17 protein-coding genes are annotated in these 22,937 nt (G+C 70.5%); 8 read left to right on the top strand and 9 right to left on the bottom strand.

Going from position 1 to position 22,937, the window contains the following annotated elements; translation table 11 throughout:
- Nucleotides 1-43 precede the first annotated feature (43 nt).
- Both D1J60_RS10605 and D1J60_RS10600 read left to right on the top strand, forming a co-directional pair.
- On the top strand, nucleotides 44-241 hold the full coding sequence (locus D1J60_RS10605; protein WP_125595526.1) for a hypothetical protein: 198 nt from the start codon (nucleotides 44-46) through the stop codon (nucleotides 239-241).
- 9 nt (nucleotides 242-250) lie between these two features.
- Nucleotides 251-949, top strand: a complete 699-nt coding sequence (locus D1J60_RS10600) for a DUF4191 domain-containing protein (RefSeq protein WP_125595527.1) — start codon at nucleotides 251-253, stop codon at nucleotides 947-949.
- A gap of 157 nt (nucleotides 950-1,106) precedes the next feature.
- Here D1J60_RS10600 and D1J60_RS10595 read toward each other — a convergent pair whose 3' ends face one another.
- Nucleotides 1,107-1,574, bottom strand: a complete 468-nt coding sequence (locus tag D1J60_RS10595) for an RDD family protein (protein ID WP_125820925.1) — start codon at nucleotides 1,572-1,574, stop codon at nucleotides 1,107-1,109.
- Nucleotides 1,575-1,758: 184 nt separating this feature from the next.
- On the opposite strand from D1J60_RS10595, the gene glnA reads away from it, so the two are divergent.
- Entirely contained in the window at nucleotides 1,759-3,168 is a 1,410-nt protein-coding gene (glnA, locus tag D1J60_RS10590) for a type I glutamate--ammonia ligase (protein ID WP_007263729.1), read from the top strand.
- Between the two features lie 73 nt (nucleotides 3,169-3,241).
- On the opposite strand, the gene D1J60_RS10585 is transcribed toward glnA, so the two are convergent.
- From D1J60_RS10585 to D1J60_RS10570, 4 genes are read right to left on the bottom strand one after another with little or no spacing between them, the layout of a single operon-like run.
- Entirely contained in the window at nucleotides 3,242-6,070 is a 2,829-nt protein-coding gene (locus tag D1J60_RS10585; RefSeq protein WP_125820924.1) for a DUF3962 domain-containing protein, read from the bottom strand.
- Nucleotides 6,058-9,582 (bottom strand): hypothetical protein, encoded by a 3,525-nt coding sequence (locus D1J60_RS10580; protein ID WP_125820923.1) that lies wholly within the window; start codon nucleotides 9,580-9,582, stop codon nucleotides 6,058-6,060. Before D1J60_RS10580 ends, D1J60_RS10585 begins: the two co-directional genes overlap by 13 nt.
- On the bottom strand, nucleotides 9,582-10,679 hold the full coding sequence (locus D1J60_RS10575; protein WP_125820922.1) for an HU-CCDC81 and SPOR domain-containing protein: 1,098 nt from the start codon (nucleotides 10,677-10,679) through the stop codon (nucleotides 9,582-9,584). Before D1J60_RS10575 ends, D1J60_RS10580 begins: the two co-directional genes overlap by 1 nt.
- Nucleotides 10,676-12,085 (bottom strand): PD-(D/E)XK nuclease family protein, encoded by a 1,410-nt coding sequence (locus D1J60_RS10570; RefSeq protein WP_164720878.1) that lies wholly within the window; start codon nucleotides 12,083-12,085, stop codon nucleotides 10,676-10,678. The genes D1J60_RS10575 and D1J60_RS10570 overlap by 4 nt, the downstream gene beginning before the upstream one ends.
- Nucleotides 12,086-12,280: 195 nt before the next feature.
- On the opposite strand from D1J60_RS10570, the gene D1J60_RS10565 reads away from it, so the two are divergent.
- Nucleotides 12,281-13,252, top strand: a complete 972-nt coding sequence (locus D1J60_RS10565) for a serine/threonine-protein kinase (RefSeq protein WP_164720877.1) — start codon at nucleotides 12,281-12,283, stop codon at nucleotides 13,250-13,252.
- On the opposite strand, the gene D1J60_RS10560 is transcribed toward D1J60_RS10565, so the two are convergent.
- Nucleotides 13,194-15,644: a tetratricopeptide repeat protein gene (locus D1J60_RS10560; RefSeq protein ID WP_164720876.1), complete on the bottom strand. Its 2,451-nt coding sequence runs from the start codon at nucleotides 15,642-15,644 to the stop codon at nucleotides 13,194-13,196. The genes D1J60_RS10565 and D1J60_RS10560 overlap by 59 nt on opposite strands.
- 780 nt (nucleotides 15,645-16,424) lie before the next feature.
- On the opposite strand from D1J60_RS10560, the gene D1J60_RS38005 reads away from it, so the two are divergent.
- From D1J60_RS38005 to D1J60_RS10545, 3 genes are all read left to right on the top strand, one after another.
- Nucleotides 16,425-17,171 carry a hypothetical protein gene (locus D1J60_RS38005; RefSeq protein WP_125820918.1) on the top strand — a complete coding sequence of 249 codons (747 nt, stop codon included), beginning with the start codon at nucleotides 16,425-16,427 and terminating at the stop codon, nucleotides 17,169-17,171.
- A complete protein-coding gene (locus D1J60_RS38000) occupies nucleotides 17,168-17,464 on the top strand; it encodes a helix-turn-helix domain-containing protein (RefSeq protein ID WP_241253205.1) in 297 nt (98 codons plus the stop codon). Before D1J60_RS38005 ends, D1J60_RS38000 begins: the two co-directional genes overlap by 4 nt.
- Nucleotides 17,465-17,569: 105 nt before the next feature.
- Entirely contained in the window at nucleotides 17,570-17,848 is a 279-nt protein-coding gene (locus D1J60_RS10545; RefSeq protein ID WP_125820917.1) for a hypothetical protein, read from the top strand.
- A gap of 37 nt (nucleotides 17,849-17,885) precedes the next feature.
- Here the strand turns inward: D1J60_RS10545 and D1J60_RS10540 are convergent, their stop codons facing one another.
- Complete coding sequence (locus D1J60_RS10540; protein ID WP_125595530.1) at nucleotides 17,886-18,539, bottom strand: TetR family transcriptional regulator; 654 nt, start codon at nucleotides 18,537-18,539, stop codon at nucleotides 17,886-17,888.
- Between the two features lie 86 nt (nucleotides 18,540-18,625).
- Between D1J60_RS10540 and D1J60_RS10535 the strand changes: the two genes are divergently transcribed.
- Nucleotides 18,626-19,396 carry an SDR family NAD(P)-dependent oxidoreductase gene (locus D1J60_RS10535; protein ID WP_125820916.1) on the top strand — a complete coding sequence of 257 codons (771 nt, stop codon included), beginning with the start codon at nucleotides 18,626-18,628 and terminating at the stop codon, nucleotides 19,394-19,396.
- On the opposite strand, the gene D1J60_RS10530 is transcribed toward D1J60_RS10535, so the two are convergent.
- Together D1J60_RS10530 and aceE are read right to left on the bottom strand one after the other, a co-directional pair.
- Nucleotides 19,393-19,914, bottom strand: a complete 522-nt coding sequence (locus D1J60_RS10530; RefSeq protein ID WP_206436636.1) for a DUF4240 domain-containing protein — start codon at nucleotides 19,912-19,914, stop codon at nucleotides 19,393-19,395. The two genes, D1J60_RS10535 and D1J60_RS10530, sit on opposite strands and share 4 nt — an antisense overlap.
- Before the next feature lie 115 nt (nucleotides 19,915-20,029).
- Nucleotides 20,030-22,711: a pyruvate dehydrogenase (acetyl-transferring), homodimeric type gene (gene aceE / locus D1J60_RS10525; RefSeq protein WP_125820915.1), complete on the bottom strand. Its 2,682-nt coding sequence runs from the start codon at nucleotides 22,709-22,711 to the stop codon at nucleotides 20,030-20,032.
- Nucleotides 22,712-22,937 lie beyond the last annotated feature (226 nt).

The following is a 22,937-nucleotide window of genomic DNA, read 5'->3' as shown; positions in this document are numbered from 1 at the left end:
GCACACGCCGAAGATGCGAGCAGCGAGAGTAGGGGTCGACATCATGCAGGCCGCGCCAGTCCGCGCCATCGCCATTCCGTCCTTCACCGAGGCCTTCCGCGGCCTGGAATCGCTGCTCATGAGCGGTGCCCGGCGCAACGCGTGGGCCGCCGTCCTGGAGGACCGCCGCCGGGCGAAGGACCGCGTGGAAACCGAGCACGTACTCGAGGCCGCGGCGACCCGGACCCCGCAGGACACGTAAACTCGCCTTATGGCGAGGAAGTCAAACGCAGAGACTGCTGCGAACCCCGGGCGACTGAAGCAGATCGCCCTGACGTACAAGATGACGCGCAAGGCCGACCCGAAGGTCGGTCTGATCGTCGCGGGCGTGGGAATCGTCACCTTCGGTGTCTTCCTTGCGATCGGCTTCCTGATCGGCCACCCGGTCTACCTGGGCATCCTGGGCCTGCTGGTGGCGTTCCTCGCGATGGCGATCGTCTTCGGGCGGCGGGCCGAGCGGGCTGCCTTCGGGCAGATGGAGGGGCAGCCGGGCGCTGCCGCGGCCGTACTGGACAACGTGGGACGGGGCTGGACCACCACCCCGGCCGTCGCGATGAACCGGAACCAGGACATCGTCCACCGGGCCGTCGGCAAGGCGGGCGTCGTCCTGATCGGGGAGGGCAACCCGAACCGGGTCAAGGCCCTGCTCGCGGCCGAGAAGAAGAAGATGGCCCGGATCATGCCCGACATCCCGGTCCACGACTTCATCGTGGGCACCGGCGAGGGCGAGGTGCCCCTCAAGAAGGTCCGCACCACGCTGCTGAAGCTGCCGCGGGTGCTGTCCGGCGAGCAGATCACGATGACCAACGACAAGCTCCGCGCCATGGGTGACCTCATGAGCAACATGCCGGTGCCGAAGGGCCCGATGCCCAAGGGCATGCGCATGCCGCGCGGCGGAAAGATGCGCTGACGCACTCCTCGTACACACACAGGGGCGCCCCCGAAGCCGGATGGCTCGGGGGCGCCCCTGTGCGTATACGACCGGTGCTTTCCGGCCACCGCCGCCGCACGCGTCCACCTCTACGCGCGGGCGGTGGTGCGCGGCTGGTGTCCCGCTGGATCCGGGCCTAGATCCGGACCTGGACGGCGCCCGCGAGGCGGTCGTGCAGTCCGCGCCCGTCGCGGTCCCAGATCAGCGCCGGGATGACCAGGGCCAGCAGCAGCGTCCGCAGCACCACGCGGGGGATGCCCAGGCGGCCGCCGTCCTGCCCGATCACCCGGAGGCCGAGCATCCGCTTGCCAGGGGTGAATCCCACGGTGCCCACGGTCAGCAGGGTCAGGGAGAGGAACAGCGCGAGCGTCCAGTTCCCCGCGGCGGACAGGTCGCCGTGGGTGATGAGGCCGTACGCGATCAGCTGGCAGCCGATCCAGTCGACGAGGACGGCACCGAGCCGGCGTCCGAAGCGGGCCACGGAGCCGGGTCCCGACTGGGGCAGGCCGAGCCGCTGGCCCGGATAGCCGAAGTCGACGCCCATCTCCTCGGCAGCCGCCCGCGGGCCGGAGAGCCAGGAACCGATTGCTTGCCTGTTGTCCACTCCACCACGGTACCGGTGCTCCTCCACGGGGCCTGGACCGGACCCTGGTTAACTTGTGCGAAACAAATGGGTCATGCTTGGGAAATCCCGTCTGCTTATGGTCGGTCAGCGTGCGGCACCGCACTGACGCACCACGAGCTACAAAGCCCGTCCCTGCCCCGGGACCGGGAGTAGGAGGAGTTGGATGTTCAAGAACGCCGACGAAGTGAAGCAGTACATCGAGGAGAACGACGTCAAGTTCGTCGACGTCCGCTTCTGCGACCTGCCTGGTGTGATGCAGCACTTCACCATCCCGGCGCGAGCGTTCGACCCGGCGGAGGAGCTCGCCTTCGACGGTTCCTCGATCCGCGGCTTCCAGGCGATCCACGAGTCCGACATGGCGCTGCGTGCCGACATCACCACCGCGCGCCTGGACCCGTTCCGCAAGGACAAGACGCTCAACATCAACTTCTTCATCCACGACCCGATCACGGGTGAGGCCTACAGCCGCGACCCGCGCAACATCGCCAAGAAGGCCGAGGCCTACCTCGCCTCCACCGGCATCGCCGACACCGCGTTCTTCGGCCCCGAGGCCGAGTTCTACGTGTTCGACAGCGTGCGCTTCGCGACCTCCGCGAACGAGGGCTTCTACCACATCGACTCCGAGGCCGGCGCCTGGAACACCGGCTCCGAGGAGAACAACCGCGGCTACAAGGTCCGCTACAAGGGCGGCTACTTCCCGGTCGCCCCGGTCGACCACTTCGCCGACCTGCGCGCCGAGATCTCCCTCGAGCTGGACGCCCAGGGCCTCCAGGTCGAGCGCCAGCACCACGAGGTCGGCACCGGCGGCCAGGCCGAGATCAACTACAAGTTCAACACGCTGCTCGCCGCGGCCGACGACCTGATGCTCTTCAAGTACATCGTGAAGAACGTCGCCTGGCGCAACGGCAAGACCGCGACCTTCATGCCGAAGCCGATCTTCGGTGACAACGGCTCGGGCATGCACGTCCACCAGTCCCTGTGGGCCGGCGGCGAGCCGCTCTTCTACGACGAGGCCGGTTACGCGGGCCTGTCGGACACCGCCCGCTACTACATCGGCGGCATCCTCAAGCACGCCCCGTCGCTGCTCGCCTTCACCAACCCGACGGTGAACTCCTACCACCGCCTGGTGCCGGGCTTCGAGGCGCCGGTCAACATGGTGTACTCGCAGCGCAACCGCTCCGCCGCCATGCGCATCCCGATCACGGGCTCGAACCCGAAGGCCAAGCGCGTCGAGTTCCGCGCGCCGGACCCGTCCTCGAACCCGTACCTCGCCTTCTCGGCGCTGCTCCTCGCGGGCCTCGACGGCATCAAGAACAAGATCGAGCCGATGGAGCCGATCGACAAGGACCTCTACGAGCTCTCGCCCGACGAGCACGCGAGCGTCCCGCAGGTCCCGACCAGCCTCGAGGACGTCCTCAAGGCCCTGGAGGAGGACCACGAGTACCTCCTGGCCGGCGGTGTCTTCACCCCCGACCTCATCGAGACCTGGATCGACTACAAGCGCACGCACGAGATCGCCCCGATCGCGCAGCGCCCGCACCCGCACGAGTTCGAGCTCTACTTCGACCTGTAAGAGCCGTGCCCGAGGGCCCCTTCGCTCCCCTGTGGAGCGGAGGGGCCCTCGGCCGTCCCAGGCCTCGTCTCGGTTACGGCCGAGCTTCCGTATGCTCCTTCGCCAGCGGGAGGACGTACTCGCCGGCGAGCTTCGCCAAGTGCAGGGGCAGGGGCCAGGCCAGCGGGCTGTAGGAGTCATGGAACCTCAGCTGGTGAGCGAGCATGGCCCAGTCGGCAGGATCGTCGGGCTGCTCCTGCTCGCGTCCCGCATCCGCCAGGGCCTTGGCGGACAGGCATCCGGCGACCGTGATCTCCAAGCCGCGCGGATTCCACGCGTTCTTCGTCGGGGCCGTACGGCCATCGGCGTCGGGAACCAGCTTCATCAGGCCTTTCGGCCGGGCGGCCGTGTGGGGCACGTCCGCCGTGCTGTAGAAGACGCGACCCGCGGTGTGGCCCGGCGTCCACAGACCGGCGGAGAAGCCGGTCGCTCCGGTCTCGTCCCGTGCCCACCACTGCGGGACCTCTCCCCGGCCGTTGGCGTCCCTGAGCAGCACGAACCGCAGATCGGGGCCGTACAGGGAGAGCCTCTGCCCGGGTTCCCCGGCGCCGAAGGCGAGTTCGTCCGGTGTCAGGACGGCGCTCGCGATCCCCGGCCAGCACTGTCGGAGGTTGCCGGCGCTCGCCAGCAGCAGGGTCGGCCGGTCCCGGGTCTGGAACAGGATGTTCTGGATCTGCCGCTGCGCATCCTCGCGCCAGGGGTTCTCGAAGCCGTTCCAGCGGGCGGCAGAGCCGTCCGGGCGACCGGGCACCCAGGTGCCCGGTTCGTCTTGTGCGAGGCCCCGGTCGGACGCCAGGGTGAGGAGCAGCCGACGGTAGGGCACCCAGGCCTCCCCGATGTCGTCCCAGCCGTGCACCGGCTCGTGATCACCGGGGCGGATCCGCAGGGCGATCAGCCGACGGGTCGCGCACCGGGTGGGGCCGCGTGACGTGTGACGGACCAGCCACAGCCCGACGTACTGGAGGTTTTCGGGCACTCCCTTCCCGGCCTGGTGCGGCGGGAAGGGCACCGCACCGATCTGACGGAGCACGTCGAGGCAGGCCGATCTGGCCCGCTGCCCGAGATCGGGCGCTTCCTCGCCCGGCGGCTGGATGAACTGGGTCAGCTTGCCCGCCGCGGCGAACCCGAGCCGCAGCGCGTGCTTCGGATCGGTTCCTGGCCGGGGGTAGCGAGCCCGGCCGTCGAGTTCGATCACGGTGGCGTGGGCCAGGGTGGCGGGGGAGCCGGCGACCTGCTCGGCCCTGGCAGTGATCGCCTGCCCCAGTGAGACCGCCCGGCGGAGGCCGCGACGCTGCGGGAGCTTCAGCGGGCCCCCCAGCCCGCCTCGTCGGATGGCGTGCATGCGCACCGTCAGGCCGTGCGCTTCGCTGGTCCACTCGTCGCGGGACGTCCTTTCGGGGTGTGGCAGCCCGAGAAGCTCCGGCAGGGCGTGAAGCACCTCGTCACGGACTTCTTTCGAGTGCCATACGACGTCGAGCCGCAGCGGCTGCTCCCCTAGGACGTCGTGCAGTGCCTGCCGCCGCCCCGCGGCCGCTGCGGCGACCGGATTCGGGGAGGTGGCCGTCACCCCTCTCCGGTCGGGGTCGGGGTCGGCGGTCCTGCGGAGGAGCGGCTTGCTCACGCGGTTGATGCGGGTGAGATCGGGGACGCGGCGAAAGACAGGAGCCAGGCTTTGCGCCACCCATTCGTCCAGCTCGGCGCGTTCCCGAGGCATCAGCCCGGGGCCGATGCGGTGGGTCCCCTGCATGGTCGGGTGGTACGTGATCCCCGCCCGGAAGGAGTCGCGGCCGAGAAGCAGGTCTTCCGGGGAACGGAAGAGTTCCTCGGGGTCCGGGAAGGTCCGAACGATGTCCACGTGAGGGAGGAGCTTCGCAGTGCTCCTGCGCTGCCATGCCAGGCGGCGCAGCCGATGGTCGTAGCCGACGCTGTTCCCGATCAGCCGTGGGGTGCGCTCGTCGGAGTCGGCCCACGGCAGCGGGGCGTCGATCAGCACCGTGGCGCGCCGCCCGGGCCCGGGCCGGGCCCCGCTGCCGGTGACCCAACGGCGGATCCCCGGACTCACGTGCACACGGAACCGACCGTGGAACGGGACGGTCTGTACGGTCACGGAGAGCCGGGCCGAGTAGTACCAGGCCCGCCGGTGGGTGACGTGGCGCAGTGGAGGCCAGGAGACGAGCTCGGAGCGTTCCCCGTCGGTGACCGCCTTGAACCGAAGGGTGCGCCCGCGGACGTGCCAGGGGCGTGCCGTGAGCCGGGCGGCGGCCCACTCCGTGAGCAGTCGGTAGACGTGTCGGCCGGGCAGGGCGGTGCCTGCGGGCGACGTGGCCGAGGCGGTGAGGTCGATCTCCTGCGTCGTCCAGGCGGGCGGTGCTTCGTAGAGCTGTTCCAGCAGGTGCTCGATGCCCTTGGCGCCGGCCGGTTCGCAGTCGGCGCGCTCGTGTTCCGGCGTCCCGTTCTCGTACCAGTACCCGAAGCCGTCCTCGTCGTCGGAGTCGTCCCCGGCGGTACCGGGGACGTCGGTGGTGGTGTGTCGGGGGGTGAGCAGGTCGGTCGCCCAGGTGTCGATCAGCGGGACGACGACCTCGTCCGGTACGTGCTCCCGGGCGTAGAGCCACGGCGTGTCGCCGTGGGTGGAGGCGGCCTGGGCATCCGCCGTGACCACCCCCGGGGCCAGCGCGCACAGCAGGGAGCCCAGGTGCTTGGTCGGCAGCCCGTACGCCGGGTCGCTGCGCCTGGTACTTCGGTACCGTTCCGCGAGTTCGGCCCACCAGGCGGGGTCCGGTCGCATCATGTGGTGCGCTTCGATGACGGGTCCGTGATCGGGTTCGACTTCGTACGCGGCGGTGCGGATCAGCCTGTACATGAGGGAGTCTCCTCGGGTGTGCCGGGCAGCGGGTGGAGCAGTCGCTCCAGCCCCTCCCACAGCGGTTCGTAGAGTGCGGTGACGATGAACCGGTCGTCTTCGGGGACGTCGGTTCCCGGAGTGAAGTAGGGCTTCAGCGCGTCGGTCATGCTGTGCAGCAGGCTGGATTCCGCGGTGTCCGGCAAAGCGGGAACCGCGGCGGCGTTCGGTGTGAACGCGGCGTCGACGAAGGCCACCCGGGCGGGAACACCGCCCCGTACGAGCCGGCCGATCACCTGCCAGATCACCACCATCAGGTCCCATGTCACCGTCGCGCGGTCACCGTCCTCCAAGCGGCTCCAGGCGACGCTCCGGCGCAGCAGCCGGTACCACTCGGAGCGGGCCGCTGCACGGACCCGGAGCGCGCCGGCGGCCAGACCAGCCCCGGCTCCGGCCCAGGCGTTGAACCGGCCGTCGTCCAAGGCCCGGCTCATCCAGCTGTTGATGCTGCTGACGGCGAGGGAGAGGTCCTCGGGATGGGGGTTGGGCCGGACCAGGAAGTAGACGCTGCCGATGGCGGCCTCGCCGTTCGAGTTGAGGACGTTGTGGCCGCGCTCCATGGCCAGCAGGGGAGCCACCAGTACGTCGGCCCCGCAGTCCTCCAGGCGTTCCACGTCGCCCCGGCGCAGGACACGGGCGCGCCCGTGACGGTCGGACGGATCCACGTCGTCGGTGTCCTCGCCGTCCGGGACCAGCCGGAGCACCTTGTCGTGCCAGCGGTCGTTGAGATTGTGCAGCGTGTCAGCCACCAGTGCGGCCTCCTCGTAGCTGCCGACCAGCAGGAGGATGTGCGACCGCTCGGGGGCCAGCCGCCCGAGTTCCCGTTCCAGAGGGCCGCCTTCCGGAAAGGTCTCCGCACTCGCGCCCAGTGCCGTGGCGATCCGCTCCAGCCGGACGGGCCGCTCCTCCATGCCGCTCCCGGACACGGTGACGGCCTCGCCGCCCTCCCGGACGAGTTCCATGCGCATGTCGACACGCGGTACTTGCCGGGCGCGCGGTTCGAGCACGATCCCGACTTCGGACGGGACGTGGTACCGGTTGGACGCCCCGGCCCAGCTGCTTCCGGAGAGCAGGAGGAGGTTCGTCGTGGGACGGCCGTCCACGGTGGCGAGTGTGGGGAGGGCCTGGAGCAGCCCACGTCCGAGTCCGCTGCACCGGAAGAAGCTCAGCTCGCCGCTCCCCACTCCGCCGCCGTCGTCCTGAGGGCCGTCGGGGCGGAAGCGGAAGCCGAGGACGTTCCCCATGGGTGCCTCGGGCACCATCGGACCGTAGTCGTCCGGCCGCCGGTACAGGGAGTTGAAATCCAGGTTCAGAGCGCCCTGGACCTGCGGCCAAATGGCGTTGATCAGGGCCAGCCGGGGTTCGAGGGCGCTGAGCACCAGCATGAACTCGAAGCGGGTGAGCAGGGAGCGGTGCCACGTGGCTGGCTCTGCCGGCAGCTTGCGGCGGCGGCCCTTGGGGCCGCTCCCCGCCGAGCGGGCCTCCTCGGCCTTGGCCTCGTCGTAGGCGGCCTGTCGTGCTTCCACGGCCGGCCCCATGTTGAAGATCCGGTCCATGAGATCGCCGAGCCGGGCGCGGGTCTGCTCGGGCTCGTCGGTGTGGAGCACCTGGAACAGCAGGGAGGTCAGTTCGGCCGTGTCGTGTTCGCCCGGCAGCCCCCGGTCCCCGAAGGGGTCGTCCCGGAAGGCTCCGAACAGGTCGGTCAGCCGGTCCCGCGCGTCCTTGTCGGGGTCGGGCTCCGAGGCCGACTCCGGCACGGGATGACGCTCCTCCACCAATCCGGCCTGGAGGGTCCAGGCGCTGAAATAGCCGCTCCGGACATGCTCGCGGAGGTTCTCGTCGGCGACCAGCATCCCGTAGAGCCGCTCGATGGCGAGCTTGGCGGTGTGCAGCGCCGCCGTCCAGTCCTGCACGTAGCGGTCGGAGAGCTGGAGCCGGGCACCGGTGGCCAGCTCCAGGTTGGTGTGCCGCATCAGGTTGTCGATGAAGGAGTTTTCGGGGTCCTCCGGATCGACCAGGGGTACTGCCGGTGCGAAGATCCGGTCGAAGTGCATCTGGACCCGGTCCACCTCGTCGATGACGACGAGATCGCTGCGGCGACAGGCCAGTTCCAGGTACCGGACCGACTCGGCGTTCTGCGGCCGTGGAGGGCGTGCGTCGACCAGGCTCGCCGAGGTCGCCACCCAGATGGGTGCCTCCACCAGCCCGCGCGCGGAGTGGTGGCGCGGACACCCTCCCCAGAAGGGGCAGACGTGGCGGGGCCGGCGCTTCAGGAAGCGGGCCGACGGACCCCGGCGCGTACGGGTACCGCCGTCCTCCCCCGGAGGGTCGTCGGATCCGGGGCCGTCCTCCATCGGCATCAGGCCGGAACACGGAGCCGCGCCGTAAGGCAGGGCGCCTGCGCCGGGGACCTTCCCCTCCACCCGCAGGGCGTTGACGGCGCACGAGGTCCCGAGGTGCGCGAAGGCGGGGTCGTCGTGTGCGGCGAGCCGGTGTTCGCCGCGGCCGGCGAGCCGACGGTGCAGGCGCTGTGCGTGCTGCTCCCGGCTGGTCACGCCGATGACCGGGACGGCGGACCCGGGCGCGAAGGTGTTGTACAGCTGGACGAGGCGCAGTACGTCGGCCACGTCGTTGACCACGACGGTCACGCGCATACCGCGCTCGCGGGCGAGGTGGACCGCGACGATGTCGCGGAGCGTGCTCTTCCCGGCCCCGACGATGCCCAGGAGGTGCTGGACGCCGTCGATGGTGAGGGCGTGCCGTTCCGTGAACGCGTCCTCGGACCGGACTCGGAACACGAGTGAGTTCAGCCGCTCCACCCACTTCTGGGGGTTGATCTCGTCCATGAGGGCAGCTGTCCGCAGGAGTTCCCTCCTAGTCAGGTGCAGGGGATCCCCGCCGTTCGCCGGAGGCATGTCCAGGTCGTGGCGGGGTACCGTCGCAAGCCCGGGCAGATCCGGCAGTTCGACGGGTGCGGTGTGCCGGCCCAGCACGAACTCGTACGGGCCGGGTCCCGCCGTGGTGGCTCGGCGCCGGACGAAAGGCGGTGCGGTGTCGAGTAGTTCCCCGTACACCGCCCAGCGCTCCGCACCGGGTGCCGGGTCCGTGCGTACGGCGGGCTGCGACGGGTCGGGGAGGTCATAGCCGCGCAGCCCGGGATCGAACCGCTGGTACCACTCCAGGGCGTGCTCCCAGGCCCGCGGTCTGCTGAGGGTCCACATCGCGTACCGGGCGACACGGAGCCGGTGGCGGTCCTGTCGTGAGACGGCGATGCCCTGTGCCACGGCGTACGGATATCCGCTGAAGAGCGGCCAGGCGTCGAGCGCTGGTGCACCGGGATGGAACTGTTGCTGGAGGAAGAGCCCCAACTCGATGCGGCAGAGTTGCTCCAGGTGCCGGCGGCGGCGTGGGGTGCGGGAGAAGTCCTCCAGCTCGTCGATCACGTTCTTCAGGGGCGACGCGAGGGTACGCATCAGGTCCTTCCCGGACGGTGGGCACGGCGAGGGGGCGGGGCGAGCAGGTGGCGGACCGCCCGCCGCGTGGTGAGTACGACCGGCCGGACGCCGCAGCCGGAGTGGACGGCGGCGCGCAGTTCGCGGGCATGGCCGGGCTCCGTGCGGGTCTCCGGGACGATGACCAGGAGCCCGTCGCGGACGGGCAGCTCGGACCACGGCACGCGGTCGGCCCATAGACGGGGCTGTGCCCGGTCCACGACCAGGGCCGTGACCGGCGGCCCCGCGGACGTGGTCAGCTCGAAGGAGGAGCGGGCGACCGGAAGCCGGGTGCACGTCACCCCGGCCTCGGACAACCCGGTGAGGACCGAGCGCTCGTGGTCCCCGGGCAGTGTCACGAACAGACGCAGGTTCCGGTCCAGCAGGAGTGCGTCCCCCGGTTTGCGCAGCTCGGTAAACCCGGCCTCCGGGTCGCAGCGTTCGCCTTCGCACCACCTCGCCGCCGGTCCTGGGCGGCGTCCCGGGAGGGTGCAGCTCCGGCACATCCGGAGCCTGTCGTCGTCCTGAAGGGACTTGGGAACGTCGCCGTAGAGGTGCCTGACACGTGTCCACAGCGCCACGTCCCAGTGCCTGCGCCAGCGCAGGTCCGCGCTGACGACGGGGTGTTCCACCAGGAAGCGCAGGCATTCCCGGTACCGCTGCGGGCCCAGTTCGGAGCGGAGGCCGCGCATGGCGGCCTCGGCCTTGCTCTCCGGGCCCGGTGCGGGCCCCAGCTCGGCGAGCTCGGCACAGGAGCGTGTGGCGGTGCGGCCCACGGGGTCGACCAACCGGGTGCCGGGGAGTACGCAAGCGGGACCCGAGTCCGGTAGCGGCCAGTCCGCCAGCGGCCGGGCGCACCACGCGAGTAGCTCCGGCACACTGCCGGGCGGTGGAACGCCGTACCGGAGGCATCGCAGGGTGATCCGGTCCGCCACGACCTGGAGGTCCCGCGGATAGGGAAGGGTGAGTGCTTGCAGGCGGTCCTGCGCCGTGGCGGTCAGGACGGCGCGGGCGACGGCTCCGAGCAGTTCCTCGTCCAGCGCGTCCGCCGCGGGCGCAGCGGCGCTGCGCCCGCTCATGAGTCGTCCCGGTCGCCGGAGGTCGGGAGCGCCACATCGGGGCACCACTGGCTGACCGGGCAATCGGCACACTTCGGACCTGGTTGCGGCTCGAACGCGTCGTCGGCGTGCCATGCGTCCGTCAGCGGAGCGAGTGCCTTGCGCGCACGGTCCCGGACGGCGGGCGACGAGGGGTCCAGGGTGACGAGGGAGGCGCCGTGCGGCCTGAGGATCTCGGCCTCGACCCGGACGTTGCCGGGCTTGCCCGGCCATACGGCCTCCGCGGCCATCAGGACGGCCAGGGCCAGCTGAGGGTAGGTCTCCATCAGGTTCGACGTGCCGGAGAAGCGCCGCGAGGTCGATTTCACCTCCCGCCACACCCACGAACCGCCGTCGCGGTACACCAGGTCGGGATCGGTCACGACGACCACACGGGCGGCAGGGTCCTCCATGGTGACGGTGGGCTCCACCCGTACGTCCTCGGCGCCCAGCACCCGGTGCAGCGGGCACACCGCCGCGTGCCGGCGGAGCTGGGCGGTTGCGATCAGCAGTTCCCGCGCCTCCAGTGCGAAGCCGGCCGGTACCCAGTCCTCGGGTATGTCGTTCGAGCAGGGGACCGGAGGGTCCACCCGGTGCCGGGCCGCCAGGTACGCGTGGACCGCGCGCCCCCGTTCGGCGGCCGGGCTCCGCTCGACCGCGTCCAGGGTGGGAAGCCGCAGGGACCGGGCCCTGCTCCGGCGGGGGCAGGCCGTGTACTCCCGTCCGTCGGTCGGGGACCATGTCCGCCGCGGACGGCCCTTCCCCGACAAGCCCGTCAAGCCCGGGGCCCGCAAAAGTGCGGGGCAGCCGGACGTGAACGGGCAGGAGCCGCAGGCGGATCCCGGACGGTACTCCGCGGAGTCGAGCAGGGCGCGTACGGTGTGCCGCCCGTGCCGGCGGTGGAGCGCTCTGGCCTCTTCGGGGGTTCCGGCGAAGAGCAGCTCGGGTCCGGTGCCCGCCGCGGGGAAGCGGACGACACGAACGTGTTCGGGTGGGTCCGCCTGCCGGGCCTCGGCGGTGACGAGGGCCGCGAGGGCCACGTAGCCTTCGGGGGGTACGTTGTGGGCTCCGGACCGGTGCACCGGCAGACGGAGTTCGCGGACGCTGCCGTCCGCTGAGGCCAGACACCGCCCCCACACGGTGATCCCGTACTCCGTGGCGCCCCGGTGGTCGTCCGCGGCGGCCGGGTACCGGTAGGTCCAGGGGCGCGGGACCTCCCTCATGCCCGAGTCGCCGTCCGGGCGGGCGAAGGCCGAGTCGTACGCCCCGACGGCGTGTCGGGTCCAGCTCTCCAGCACCGGGTCGAGCCGGTGCCGCCAAGGGGCGGTCGGCCCGCGCCGGCCGTCCAGCTCGTCCATGAGGGGCCGCAGGGCGACCTGCTCGAGCACCTCGCGACGCCCGGGCGGCGGGCTGTCCGCTGTGTATCCGAGTGCCCTCATCGAATCCTGTACCGGACACCGGTACTTGCTGCCTGAGAACATGCCCAGCGACATCCTCACGGCCCGGCTCGTCCGGGTCACGCCGTGGTGCCTGGATTCCATCACGCTCACATCTCTCTCTGCCGTACGACTGGAGGAAGTGCTGTGCAGGGTCAACTGGTCGGAAAGCGTTTTGTCGTAAGGGAATTCCTGGGCGCTGGCGCGGAGGCTCAGGTCTACCGGGCGGTCGACCAGGAAACGGACCACGAGGTCGCACTGAAGTTCCAATTTGCGCGGGGTCCTGAGACGGTCAGGACGTACCGCGCAGACGGCGAGAACCTCACGCACGCCGCTCACCTGGGGATGTTTCTCGCTGACGTGCGCGGGGTGCCGGAGGTGTACTGGCACGGTCGGCACGGAGAACGGCACTGCCTGGCCACCGAGTTCGTCGACGGGATCTCGGTGCAGGAAGCCACCTCCAAGGCCAGGCCGGTGCGCTGCGTGCCCACGCTGGTCGCGACGTTGGGGCAGATCTGCGAGACGCTCTCGGTCATGCACGAACGAGGCCTGGTCCACTGCGACCTCAAGCCGGAGAACCTCCTCATCAGTGCGCGTAACGATCTCCTCCAAATCCTCGATCTCGGGTCCGCGGAATTCGTCGGGCGTCCCTTCAGGGGAGGCACCAGCGGATATGCCGCACCGGAGAACCTGGATCAGCTGGGGCCGGTCTCGGCCAGGGCCGACGTCTTCTCGCTCGGCTGCGTCCTCATCGAGATGACGACGATGAAGCTCCCCTACGGAGGCCAGGAGGGGAGGCCCGAGGCCGGCCTGGAACCCTTGGCCGCAGGCGATGCCGCACTCATCCCTGCTCCGCTCCGAGATCTGGCACTGCGCATGGTCGCCTACGACCCCGATCACCGTCCCCGCGATGCCGGGGCCGTTCTGGCCGAACTGGCCGGCCGGCTGCCGCGGCTCGGCGACCCGCGCCCGGTCAAGGCCTGGGATCCGGATCCGACCGCTCGTTACCGTTGTTGCGTGTTCTCGGAGCCGCCCCCTGCTGCGCGGCGGGCCAAGCGGATCACATCGTGTCCAGTCTGTGCCGCACGGATTCCGCGAAGCCGTCGCCCGCGCGTGTGAACGCCGTATGGGCCTCCTCCAGGGCCTCCCGTGCCTGCTGGACAGCGCCGGTTTCGATGTGCAGGTCTGCCAGTGCGCACAGGGTCCTGCCGATGTTGCGGTCGTAGCGGAGGTCCTTGTAGATCGACAGTGCCTGCCGGAAGGCGGCCTGGGCGGGGCCGGGTTCGGAGCGTGCCTGGTGGATGGTGCCGAAGGTCCGCTGGACACTCGCGCGGCCGTTGCGGTCCCTGCTCAGCTGGAAGGCGGCCTGGGCCTTGAAGCAGAGGTCGAGTGCCTGGTCGTACTCCCCCCGGTCGCAGTGGATCTCCGCCAGGCATTCCAGGGCGGCGCCGATGGTGGGGTGATCGTCCAGCGGACGGAGGACGTCGAGCGCGTGGTGCAGGTGCTCCATGGCTTCCGCTTCCTGCTTCTCGGTCTTGCGTACCAACCCCAGGGTGTGGAGCGAGCGGCCCAGGCTCAGCCGGTCGGCGGCTGCGCCGGAGCCCTCGACGAGGGCGATGGCCCTGTGCAGGTGGGCGACCCCCTCGCCGAGCCGCCCCTGGTTGAAGCAGCATCCGGCGAGCATCCGGTGGAGTGTCGAGCGCTCTTCGGGCGTGGTGATGCCGCGCGTCAGGTGGAGAGCGGCGGACAGGTTCTCCTCGGCCGCGGCGTACAGGTTGAGGCGCCACTGGTAGGTCATGACGGCGAGCGACAGCAGCCACATCGTGCGGTGCTGTCCCGCTTCCCTCGCCAGTCGGATGGCGGCCATCACCGGTCCGTAGGCCTGTTGCAGCCAGGCCATGGCGGCGTTCTCGTCCTTCGGCCGGATCGGCTCGACGGTGGCGCAGGGCTGGATCGGCAGGCCACGGTCCGGCGCGAGTACCCGGTCGCAGGCCCAGACGTTCTGGAGGAGATGGTCGAAGACCCGCTCGCGGGTCCGCTCGCCCAGTCCCGTGTCGTCGGCCTCGGCCAGTTCGGTGGCGTAGGCGCGGATCAGGTCGTGCATGCGGTACGCGCCCCCGGAGCACTCCAGGAGATTCCCCGTGACGAGTTCCTCGGCCGCGCGGTGCACGTCCTTGATGGCTCCGGCACGTGCGATGTCGGCCAGGGCGCCCCAGGAGATGTCGGCACCCGGATAGAGGGTGAGCTGCCACAGCAGCCGGCCGGCGTCAGGGCTGAGCGTCTGGTACGAGCAGCGGTACGCCGGCCACACAGCGAGCCGGTTCCGGTCGTCGAGGACCGCGGCACGGTTCTCGCCCATGGACGACACGAAGCCGCCCAGGGCGGACGGCGGCTGGTTCCGCAGGCGCGCCGCGACCAGCTGCAAGGCCAGGGGCACTCCGCTGCACCATTGGACCAGCTGCTCCAGCAGCAGGTCGGCTTCGCCGTCCACTTCTCCGTGCATGGCGTCCACCAAGAGACTCTTCGCCGCCACGTTGGCGAGCGGTCTGATTTCCGTCACGTGAACCTCCTCGTCGGCCGTCAGGTCGCAGAGGCGGTCGCGGCTGGTGATGAGGGTTGCGCAGCGTTTGTTACTGCCGATGAGCGAACGGATCTGGTCGCTGTTGCGGGCGTTGTCCAGGACGACCAGCACGGAACGTTCGGCCAGGATCGAGCGGAACAGGGCTGCCTTGTCCGCGAGGGACGAGGGTATGTCCGTCAGGCCGAAGGCGGTGAGGCAGTGCGACAGGGCCATCTCCGGCGCGAGGGGAGCGGTGTCCGGGGAGGTGAAGCCCTGCAGGTCCAGGTGGAGGGAACCGTCCGGGAACAGGTGCTTGATCAGGTTCGCGAGGCGTCGGACGAGAGCCGTCTTCCCGACACCGGGCATCCCGGTGATCACGAATACGCCGCAGGTCCGGGCCGGTGCCCCGATCGCCGACACCAGCTCGTCCAGGGTGTTGTCGCGGCCGCGGAGGGGCGGGCCCTGAGAAGGGAGCTCGCGGGGCACCACCAGGTGGGCCGCACGGCCTAGGACACGCTGTGACCGGCCGGGCGTGGCCAGGTCGCGTATGTAGGCGCGGAGCCGGGGGGAACCGTCGGGGTGTTCCGCGTACCAGTCGGCGAGCCGCTGCTCGGCGGCGCGGGTGCCGTGGGCGGCGGCGATGCAGTCCAGCAGGCGCTCGACCACCTGCTCGTCCGTGGGCCAGAGCATCAGGAACTGTTCGGCTTCGGTGATCGCCGATTCGAGGTCGCCCAGCGCCTGTGTGACCCGGACGAGTTCTACGGCGGCGCGCTTCTGTTGGATGCGAAGCCGGCTCCGGGCCTGAACGACCCATTCGCCGGTCAGCCCGCCCAGGATTTCCCGAGGGCTCCATTCGCGCATGCCCAGCCTGAGCGCGGCGAGGCGGTCGGGGGCGGGCCTGGCGAGGTCCCGGGCGATGGCCCAGGAATGCCGGAACCTGAGGTAGTCCACGGATTCCGGGGGGACGTTAATCGAACAGATTTCCCCGTTCTTCACGGTGGCGATTTCTCCCGGCAGAGAGGATCCGAGCCGGCTCAGCGCCTTCGTCAGGGCGTACTTCTTGGGACTGTCTCCCCAGATCCATCTGTTCAGGTCGTCGCGGGAGGCCTGTTGTCCAGGGGAGACGAGGAGCGCGGCGAGGACGCCCATGAGGCGTGAATGACGAAAGACGTCCAGTTCACAGCCCTCTGGGGCGGTGACTCGGTCGAGTACGCGGAACGCCATGGCTCTCTTTCGGAATGGTGTCTGACCCGTAATTCGCGATCATGCCCGGAGTCGATCCGATCGCGTGGGGATTCAACGAAAGACCCCGGATGGTGAGGCCAGTTCAAGCCATGGGGAGAGGTGTGAAACAGGCCTGTGTCGCGACCGTGTCACCGACGCGCGATGCACCGGATGCGATCGCCCCGCCATTCTGTGGATCGCCGCGGCCGAGAAGGCGACGGGAAGGTCCGCGGTCACCCGACCCAAGAAAGGAGTGCAAAGCATGCCGAAGAAGCCGCGCGGTCGCCGGGCCGCAGTGCCGCCCCGGCGCAGCTCGTTTCCGCCGAACCGCAGGAAGCGGCCCCCCGGTCCGCCCAGGACCGCGCCGCCGACCGACCCGCCGCCCGCGCCGCCCGCGGTATAGCGGGTTCTGAAACCGAGGGGTTGGAGGCCGGGTGCCTGCGCGATGGCGGGTGCCCGGTCGATCCGACGGCGAACTTGCTCAGCGACACCTACTGGAGGGAACGCATGGGACTGCTCCGCTGGAACGGCGTGTTCGACGCCGTGGACGAACAGTTCGGGGAACTGGCCCCGGACGGGAGCCGTGACCTGTGGATCGCCACGGCGGAGGGAGGACTGAGCCTCCCGGTCGGAGAGGCCCGTGCCGCCGCTCTCGCCGTCGGCGGCGGTGACTCGATGCGGCGCGCCGTATGGGCGGAGGTGGTCCGCCGGGCACGCGGCGAGGATTCCACGGGCGAGCCGTGGAGCCTCTTCGGCGTCTGGCTGGGCCTGCCCGTCCTGCGGGGACTGAGTTTCCGGGTGGGCCGCTATGCGCGTGGCGAGCGCAAGGACGTGGAATCCGAGCTGCTGCTCGGCTTCGTCGAGGCGGTACGGGACGCCGATCCGGAGGCGTCGGACGTGGGGCACGCCCTGCTGGTGGCAGCCGGGCGCCGGGCCTGGGCGTTCGCCAAGTCCGCCGAACGGGAGACGGCGGTGGAGGACACCGAACTGCTCTCCGCCTGCCGGGGCGCGCCCCAGGGCGACCCGCTCGCTGTCGACGGCTGGGAGATTCACCTGCCGGCGCCGGCGCGACAGGGTGGCCTCTCGGCGCCCCTGCGCCTGACGGCCGGCTCGCGGACCGCGGAAGGCGAACGGCTCGGGATGGTCGCGGAGGAACTCGGTTTGGGGGATGTGCTCGACCGTGCCCGGTGCCGTACGCGAGGCCGCACCCGCGTGGCCACGGTTTCCCTTCGCTGCCCGAGGAAGGCGCTGTGACCGGGACCGGGAAGCCGGGGCTGACTCTCGGCGAAGCCTTTGACCTGCCGTTGTCCGTCGGCCTGCAGACGGCCGCCGCCGCGTACGGGCTCAGCCTGTCCACGGCGTACAAGCTGGTGCGCCAGGGCCGCTTCCCCTGTGAGGTGAGGAGGGTGGGAGGGCGCTACCGCATCGCCACCGCGGTCCTCATGCGGTCGCTCGGCATCGAGGAGATGCCCGTCTACCTGGACGACGTGGAGAACGGAGCCGCCATATGCCGACAGGAACAGCTGCCCTTGGACGACGGCCACTGAACCGGCCGCAGACGTCCGGATCCGCTGCTTTTGACAGCTCGCCTGATCGGAGTAACGGTGGATAGGACCTAAAAGCCCGATAAGTGCTATTTGTATCGGAGGTGCATGAAGATGCGCCGTAGGATCGTCGGAGCCGTTGTCGCCGGGGCCGCCGGACTCACCCTGGGTCTGCTGCCGGTCGCGAACGCCTCCGCCCATGACGGTGGCTGGGACTCGCGCTCGGACCACCGCCACTCGAACCACTGGGACGATGACGACTGCGGTGGGAACGGCCGCTGGAGCGACCACGACCACGGCTGGAACGACAACGACTGGGGCCGTTGGGACAACGCGAGCTGGCACGACCACGGCGACTGGTACGACGACTGGGGCGGCTGGCGCTGACCACCTCGCACCCCCACTCCCGGTGCCCCTGCCCCGCTCAGCGGAGCAGGGGCATCGCGCCGGTCAGCTCGCGCAGGGCCCGGACCGCGAGGTCCGCGGGGGAGCCGGGGCCCGAGACCGGGGCGTCGCCGGCCGACCAGAGCTCCAGGGAGACGCGGATCGCGTCCGTGGCCGCCGCCGCGAGCAGGCGTACCGACATCGGGTCCGCCTCCGGGCCGGCCAGCCGGGCCACCACCGGGACCAGGCGCTCCTCGGAGTCCTGGTTCACCCGGTACCAGACCGCCCGCAGCGCCTCGTCGGAGGCCGCCGCCCGCAGCAGGCCGCGGGTGACCTCCAGCCCCTCCTCGACGGTCCGGGAGTCGCTCAGCGAGCGCCGCACCGCCCGCTCCAGGGCCTCCGCCAGGGGGGTTCCCGGGCGCTCCTCGGCGAGCAGCGCCCGCCAGGCGTCGCCGCCGCCCGCCAGCAGCGGGGCCACGGCCTCCTGCTTGTTGCGGAAGTAGCGGTAGAACGTGCGCAGCGCGACCCCCGCCCGGTGGGCGATGTCCTCGGCGGTGGTGCCGTCGGGGCCGTTCGCGGCGAAGAGCTCGCACGCGGCGCGGGCGATGTCGAGCTGGGTGGCGGCCTTGCGGCGCTCGGTCAGCGACTGGGTTCCGGGGCCGCTCTGGGGGGAGTACGGGCGGGGAGATCTCACGGGTGAAGACTACGCCAGCGCCGGCTGAAGAATGCATTTCATGCCAGGCTGGCAAAACGTGTCACACGCTCGGTAGGCTCGCCCCCATGAACCGTTACGAAGGACGTCGCGTCCTCATCACCGGCGGCGGCTCGGGCATCGGCCAGGCCACCGTCCACCGCATTCTCTCCGAGGGCGGCCGCGTCCACGCCGTCGACGTGAACGAGGCCGGACTCAAGGCCACCGCCGACCGGGCGGCCGGCGACGGCACCGCCGGCCGGCTGACCACCGCCGTCCTGGACATATCCGACGAGGCCGCCGTCAAGACGGGCGTCGCCGCCGCCGTCGACGCGCTCACCGGCGTCGACGTACTGGTCAACGCGGCGGGCATCCTGCGCTCCGCGCACACCCACCAGACCACGCTCGACCTGTGGAACCAGGTGATCTCGGTCAACCTGACCGGCACCTTCCTGATGATCCGCGAGTCGCTCCCCGCCCTGCTGGCCGGCGAGCAGCCCGTCGTCGTCAACTTCAGCTCCACCTCGGCGAGCTTCGCCCACCCCTACATGTCCGCCTACGCGGCCAGCAAGGGCGGCATCCAGTCCATGACCCACGCACTGGCCGCCGAGTACAGCAAGCAGGGCCTGCGCTTCGTCAGCGTCGCCCCCGGCTCCATCGAGAGCGGCATGACCACCGGCACCGGCCCCGGCCTGCCCGAGGACACCGACTGGAGCCTGTTCGCCAAGCTCGCCCCCGCCCTCGGCCAGGGCTTCGCCGGCCCGCAGACCGTCGCCGGCGTCGTCGCGATGCTCGGCTCCGAGGACGGCGCCTTCATCACCGGCACCGAGATCCGCATCGACGGCGGAACCCACTACTAGGAGCGGAAGCGGTCCCAGAGCCGGGGGAAGCGCTCCGCCAGCACGGCTTCGTTCTCGAAGTCCAGCGGGGTGCCCTCCGGCTCCTCCGCCTGCAACGGGATCCCCAGGTCCGGCGCCACCACCCCGGTCAGCTGCTCGTAGGCCTCGTCGGCCGCGTACCCCAGCTCCTCGCCGTCCCCGTCGATCTCCTCGTCGAAGTCGCCCAGCAGCTCCGCCAGCCGGTCCGGATCGTGCACCGCGCCCTCGAAGACCTCCCTGCCCTGACCGATCAGCCAGCACCGGAAGTAGTCGAACGCGTCGTCGCTCGCCCCGTCGAGCAGCACCCACGCCGCGCCCCACAGGTCCCAGGTGTACGCCCGGTTGTACCGGGACTCGAAGTGCCGCGCGAAATCCAGCACGGAGTCGGGGTCGAGCTGCGCCAGCCGTTCCACGAGCAGCTCGGCATGCTCCTCGGGGTCGCCCTCGGCGGCCTCGCGGGTACGGTCGACGATCTCCCAGAACTCCGTCTCGTCCATCACGGGATCCAGCATCACGGCTGCACCCCCGCGTCGCCACCGCTCGTACGGCCAAAGGCCGGTGTCCCACCCCCTTGGGGGTGCGACACCGGCCTTCGGCACGTCAGCGGGACACGGCTCAGAGGCCGTAGCGCTCCCGGGCCTCCTTGACGGCGGACGCCGGCACCTCGCCGCGGCGGGCGAGCTGGGCCAGCGAGGCCACCACGATCGACTGGGCGTCGACACCGAAGTGGCGGCGGGCGCCCTCACGGGTGTCGGACAGACCGAAGCCGTCCGTACCCAGCGAGGTGTAGTCCTGCGGGACCCACTGGCTGATCTGGTCCGGGACCTGGCGCATCCAGTCGGAGACCGCGAGGACCGGACCCGGGGCGCCCTCCAGCACGCGGGTCACGTACGGGGTGCGCTCCTCGCCGCGCAGCAGCGCCTCGTCGCACTCCAGCGCGTCGCGGCGCAGCTCGCCCCACGAGGTGGCGGACCACACGTCGGCGGCCACGTTCCAGTCGGCGGCCAGCAGCCGCTGCGCCTCCAGGACCCAGTGGATCGCCGTGCCCGAGGCCATGAGCTGGATCTTCGGGGCGTCGGCGGCCGGGGCCGCCTCCAGGTCGGCGGCCGTGTTGAACCGGTACAGGCCCTTGACGATGCCTTCCTCGACGCCCTCGGGCATCGCGGGCTGCACCTTCGGCTCGTTGTAGACCGTCAGGTAGTAGAAGACGTCCTCGGGCTGCTCGCCGTACATGCGGCGCAGACCGTCCTTGACGATCACCGCGATCTCGTACGCGAAGGCCGGGTCGTAGTTGAGCGACGCCGGGTTCGTGGACGCGATCAGGTGCGAGTGGCCGTCCGCGTGCTGGAGGCCCTCACCGGTCAGCGTGGTGCGGCCGGCGGTGGCGCCGACGATGAAGCCCTTGCCGAGCTGGTCGGCGAGCTGCCACATCTGGTCGGCGGTGCGCTGCCAGCCGAACATCGAGTAGAAGATGTAGAAGGGGATCATCGGCTCGCCGTGCGTCGCGTACGACGTGCAGGCGGCGATGAAGTCGGCCATGGCGCCGGCCTCGGTGATCCCCTCGTTGAGGATCTGGCCGTCCTTGGCTTCCTTGTAGTACATCAGCTGGTCGCGGTCGACCGGCTCGTACGTCTGGCCCAGCGGCGAGTAGATGCCGGCCGACGGGAAGAGCGACTCCATACCGAAGGTTCGGGCCTCGTCGGGGACGATCGGCACCCAGCGCTTGCCGGTCTCCTTGTCCCGCATCAGGTCCTTGACCAGGCGGACGAAGGCCATGGTGGTGGCCATCTCCTGCTTGCCGGAACCCTTGATGAGCGGGGCGAAGGAGCGGTCGGCCGGAGCCGGCAGCGCCACCTGGTGGACCTTGCGGGCCGGGGCGGGGCCGCCGAGGGCCGCGCGGCGCTCGTTCAGGTACCGGACCTCGGGGCTGTTCGCGCCCGGGTGGCCGTACGGGACCTTGCCGTCGGCGAAGGCGCTGTCCGGGATCGGGAGGCCAAGGAGGTCGCGCATGTCCTTGAACTCGTCGATCGTCAGCTTCTTCATCTGGTGGTTCGCGTTCTTCGACTCGAACCCGGCGCCCAGCGTGTAGCCCTTGACGGTCTGCGCGAGGATGACCGTCGGAGCGCCCTTGTGCTCCAGGGCGGCCTTGTACGCGGCGTACACCTTGCGGGGCTCGTGGCCGCCGCGGGAGGTGTGGAAGCACTCGGCGATCTTCGCGTCGGAGAGCAGCGCGCCCAGGGCGGCGAGCTCGGCGTTGGCGCCGAAGAAGTGCTGGCGGATGTAGGCCACGTCGCGGGTGGCGTACGTCTGGAACTGCGCGTCCGGTACCTCGCGCAGGCGGCGTACCAGGGCGCCCGTGGTGTCGAGCTGGAACAGCTCGTCCCAGGCTGTGCCCCACAGGGTCTTGATGACGTTCCAGCCGGCGCCGCGGAACTGGGCCTCCAGCTCCTGGACCACGCGGAAGTTCGCGCGGACCGGGCCGTCGAGGCGCTGCAGGTTGCAGTTGATGACGAACGTCAGGTTGTCGAGCTGCTCGCGGGAGGCCAGGGCCAGGGCGGCGGTCGACTCGGGCTCGTCCATCTCGCCGTCGCCGAGGAAGGCCCAGACGTGCGAGTTGGAGGTGTCCTTGATCTTGCGGTTCTCCAGGTAGCGGTTGAAGCGCGCCTGGTAGATCGCGGAGAGCGGGCCGAGGCCCATGGAGACCGTGGGGAACTCCCACAGCCACGGCAGGCGCCGCGGGTGCGGGTAGGACGGCAGGCCGTTGCCGCCGGACTCCTGGCGGAAGTTGTCGAGCTGCTGCTCGGAGATGCGCCCGTCGAGGAAGGCGCGGGCGTAGATGCCGGGGGAGGCGTGGCCCTGGATGTAGAGCTGGTCGCCGGATCCGTCGGCCTCCTTCCCGCGGAAGAAGTGCTGGAAGCCGGTCTCGTACAGCCACGCGGCGGAGGCGAAGGTGGCGATGTGGCCGCCGACGCCGTACTTGGAGCCGCGGGTCACCATGGCGGCCGCGTTCCAGCGGTTCCAGGCGGTGATCTTGGCTTCCATCTCCTCGTCACCGGGGAAGGCCGGCTCGGCGGCGGTGGGGATGGTGTTGACGTAGTCCGTCTCCAGCAGCTTCGGCAGGGCGAGGCCGGCGGCCTCGGCGTGCTGGAGGGTGCGGCGGAGCAGGTATTCGGCGCGGCGCGTACCGGCGGCCTTGGCGACGGCGTCGAGGGAGGCCGCCCATTCGGCGGTCTCCTCGGTGTCGCGGTCCGGGAGCTGGTCGAGCTCGCTCGGAAGCTTTCCTACGGGGTCGGACATCGGTGTGCGCCGCCTTCCGGACAAAGGAGAGGAGGTGGTGAAGAAAACCCTGACGGGCAGGACAGGGTCGATGGACCCGGTTGGGGCCCGCAGTGACTGTAAATCCCTGATCGATGATCGATCAAATAAAAGTGACCAATAATCGACGCCGGGACGAAAGTCGGCACCCGGTGCCATGAAGGCAGGCACCCGGTGCCGGTTTCATCAGTACATGTCAACCCAGCTG

Origin of the sequence: Streptomyces sp. W1SF4, assembly GCF_003950035.1 — a bacterium.
GTDB lineage: Bacteria > Actinomycetota > Actinomycetes > Streptomycetales > Streptomycetaceae > Streptomyces > Streptomyces racemochromogenes.
Note: the sequence above shows the minus strand (reverse complement) of the source record. Positions and strands in the feature narration are given on the sequence as shown.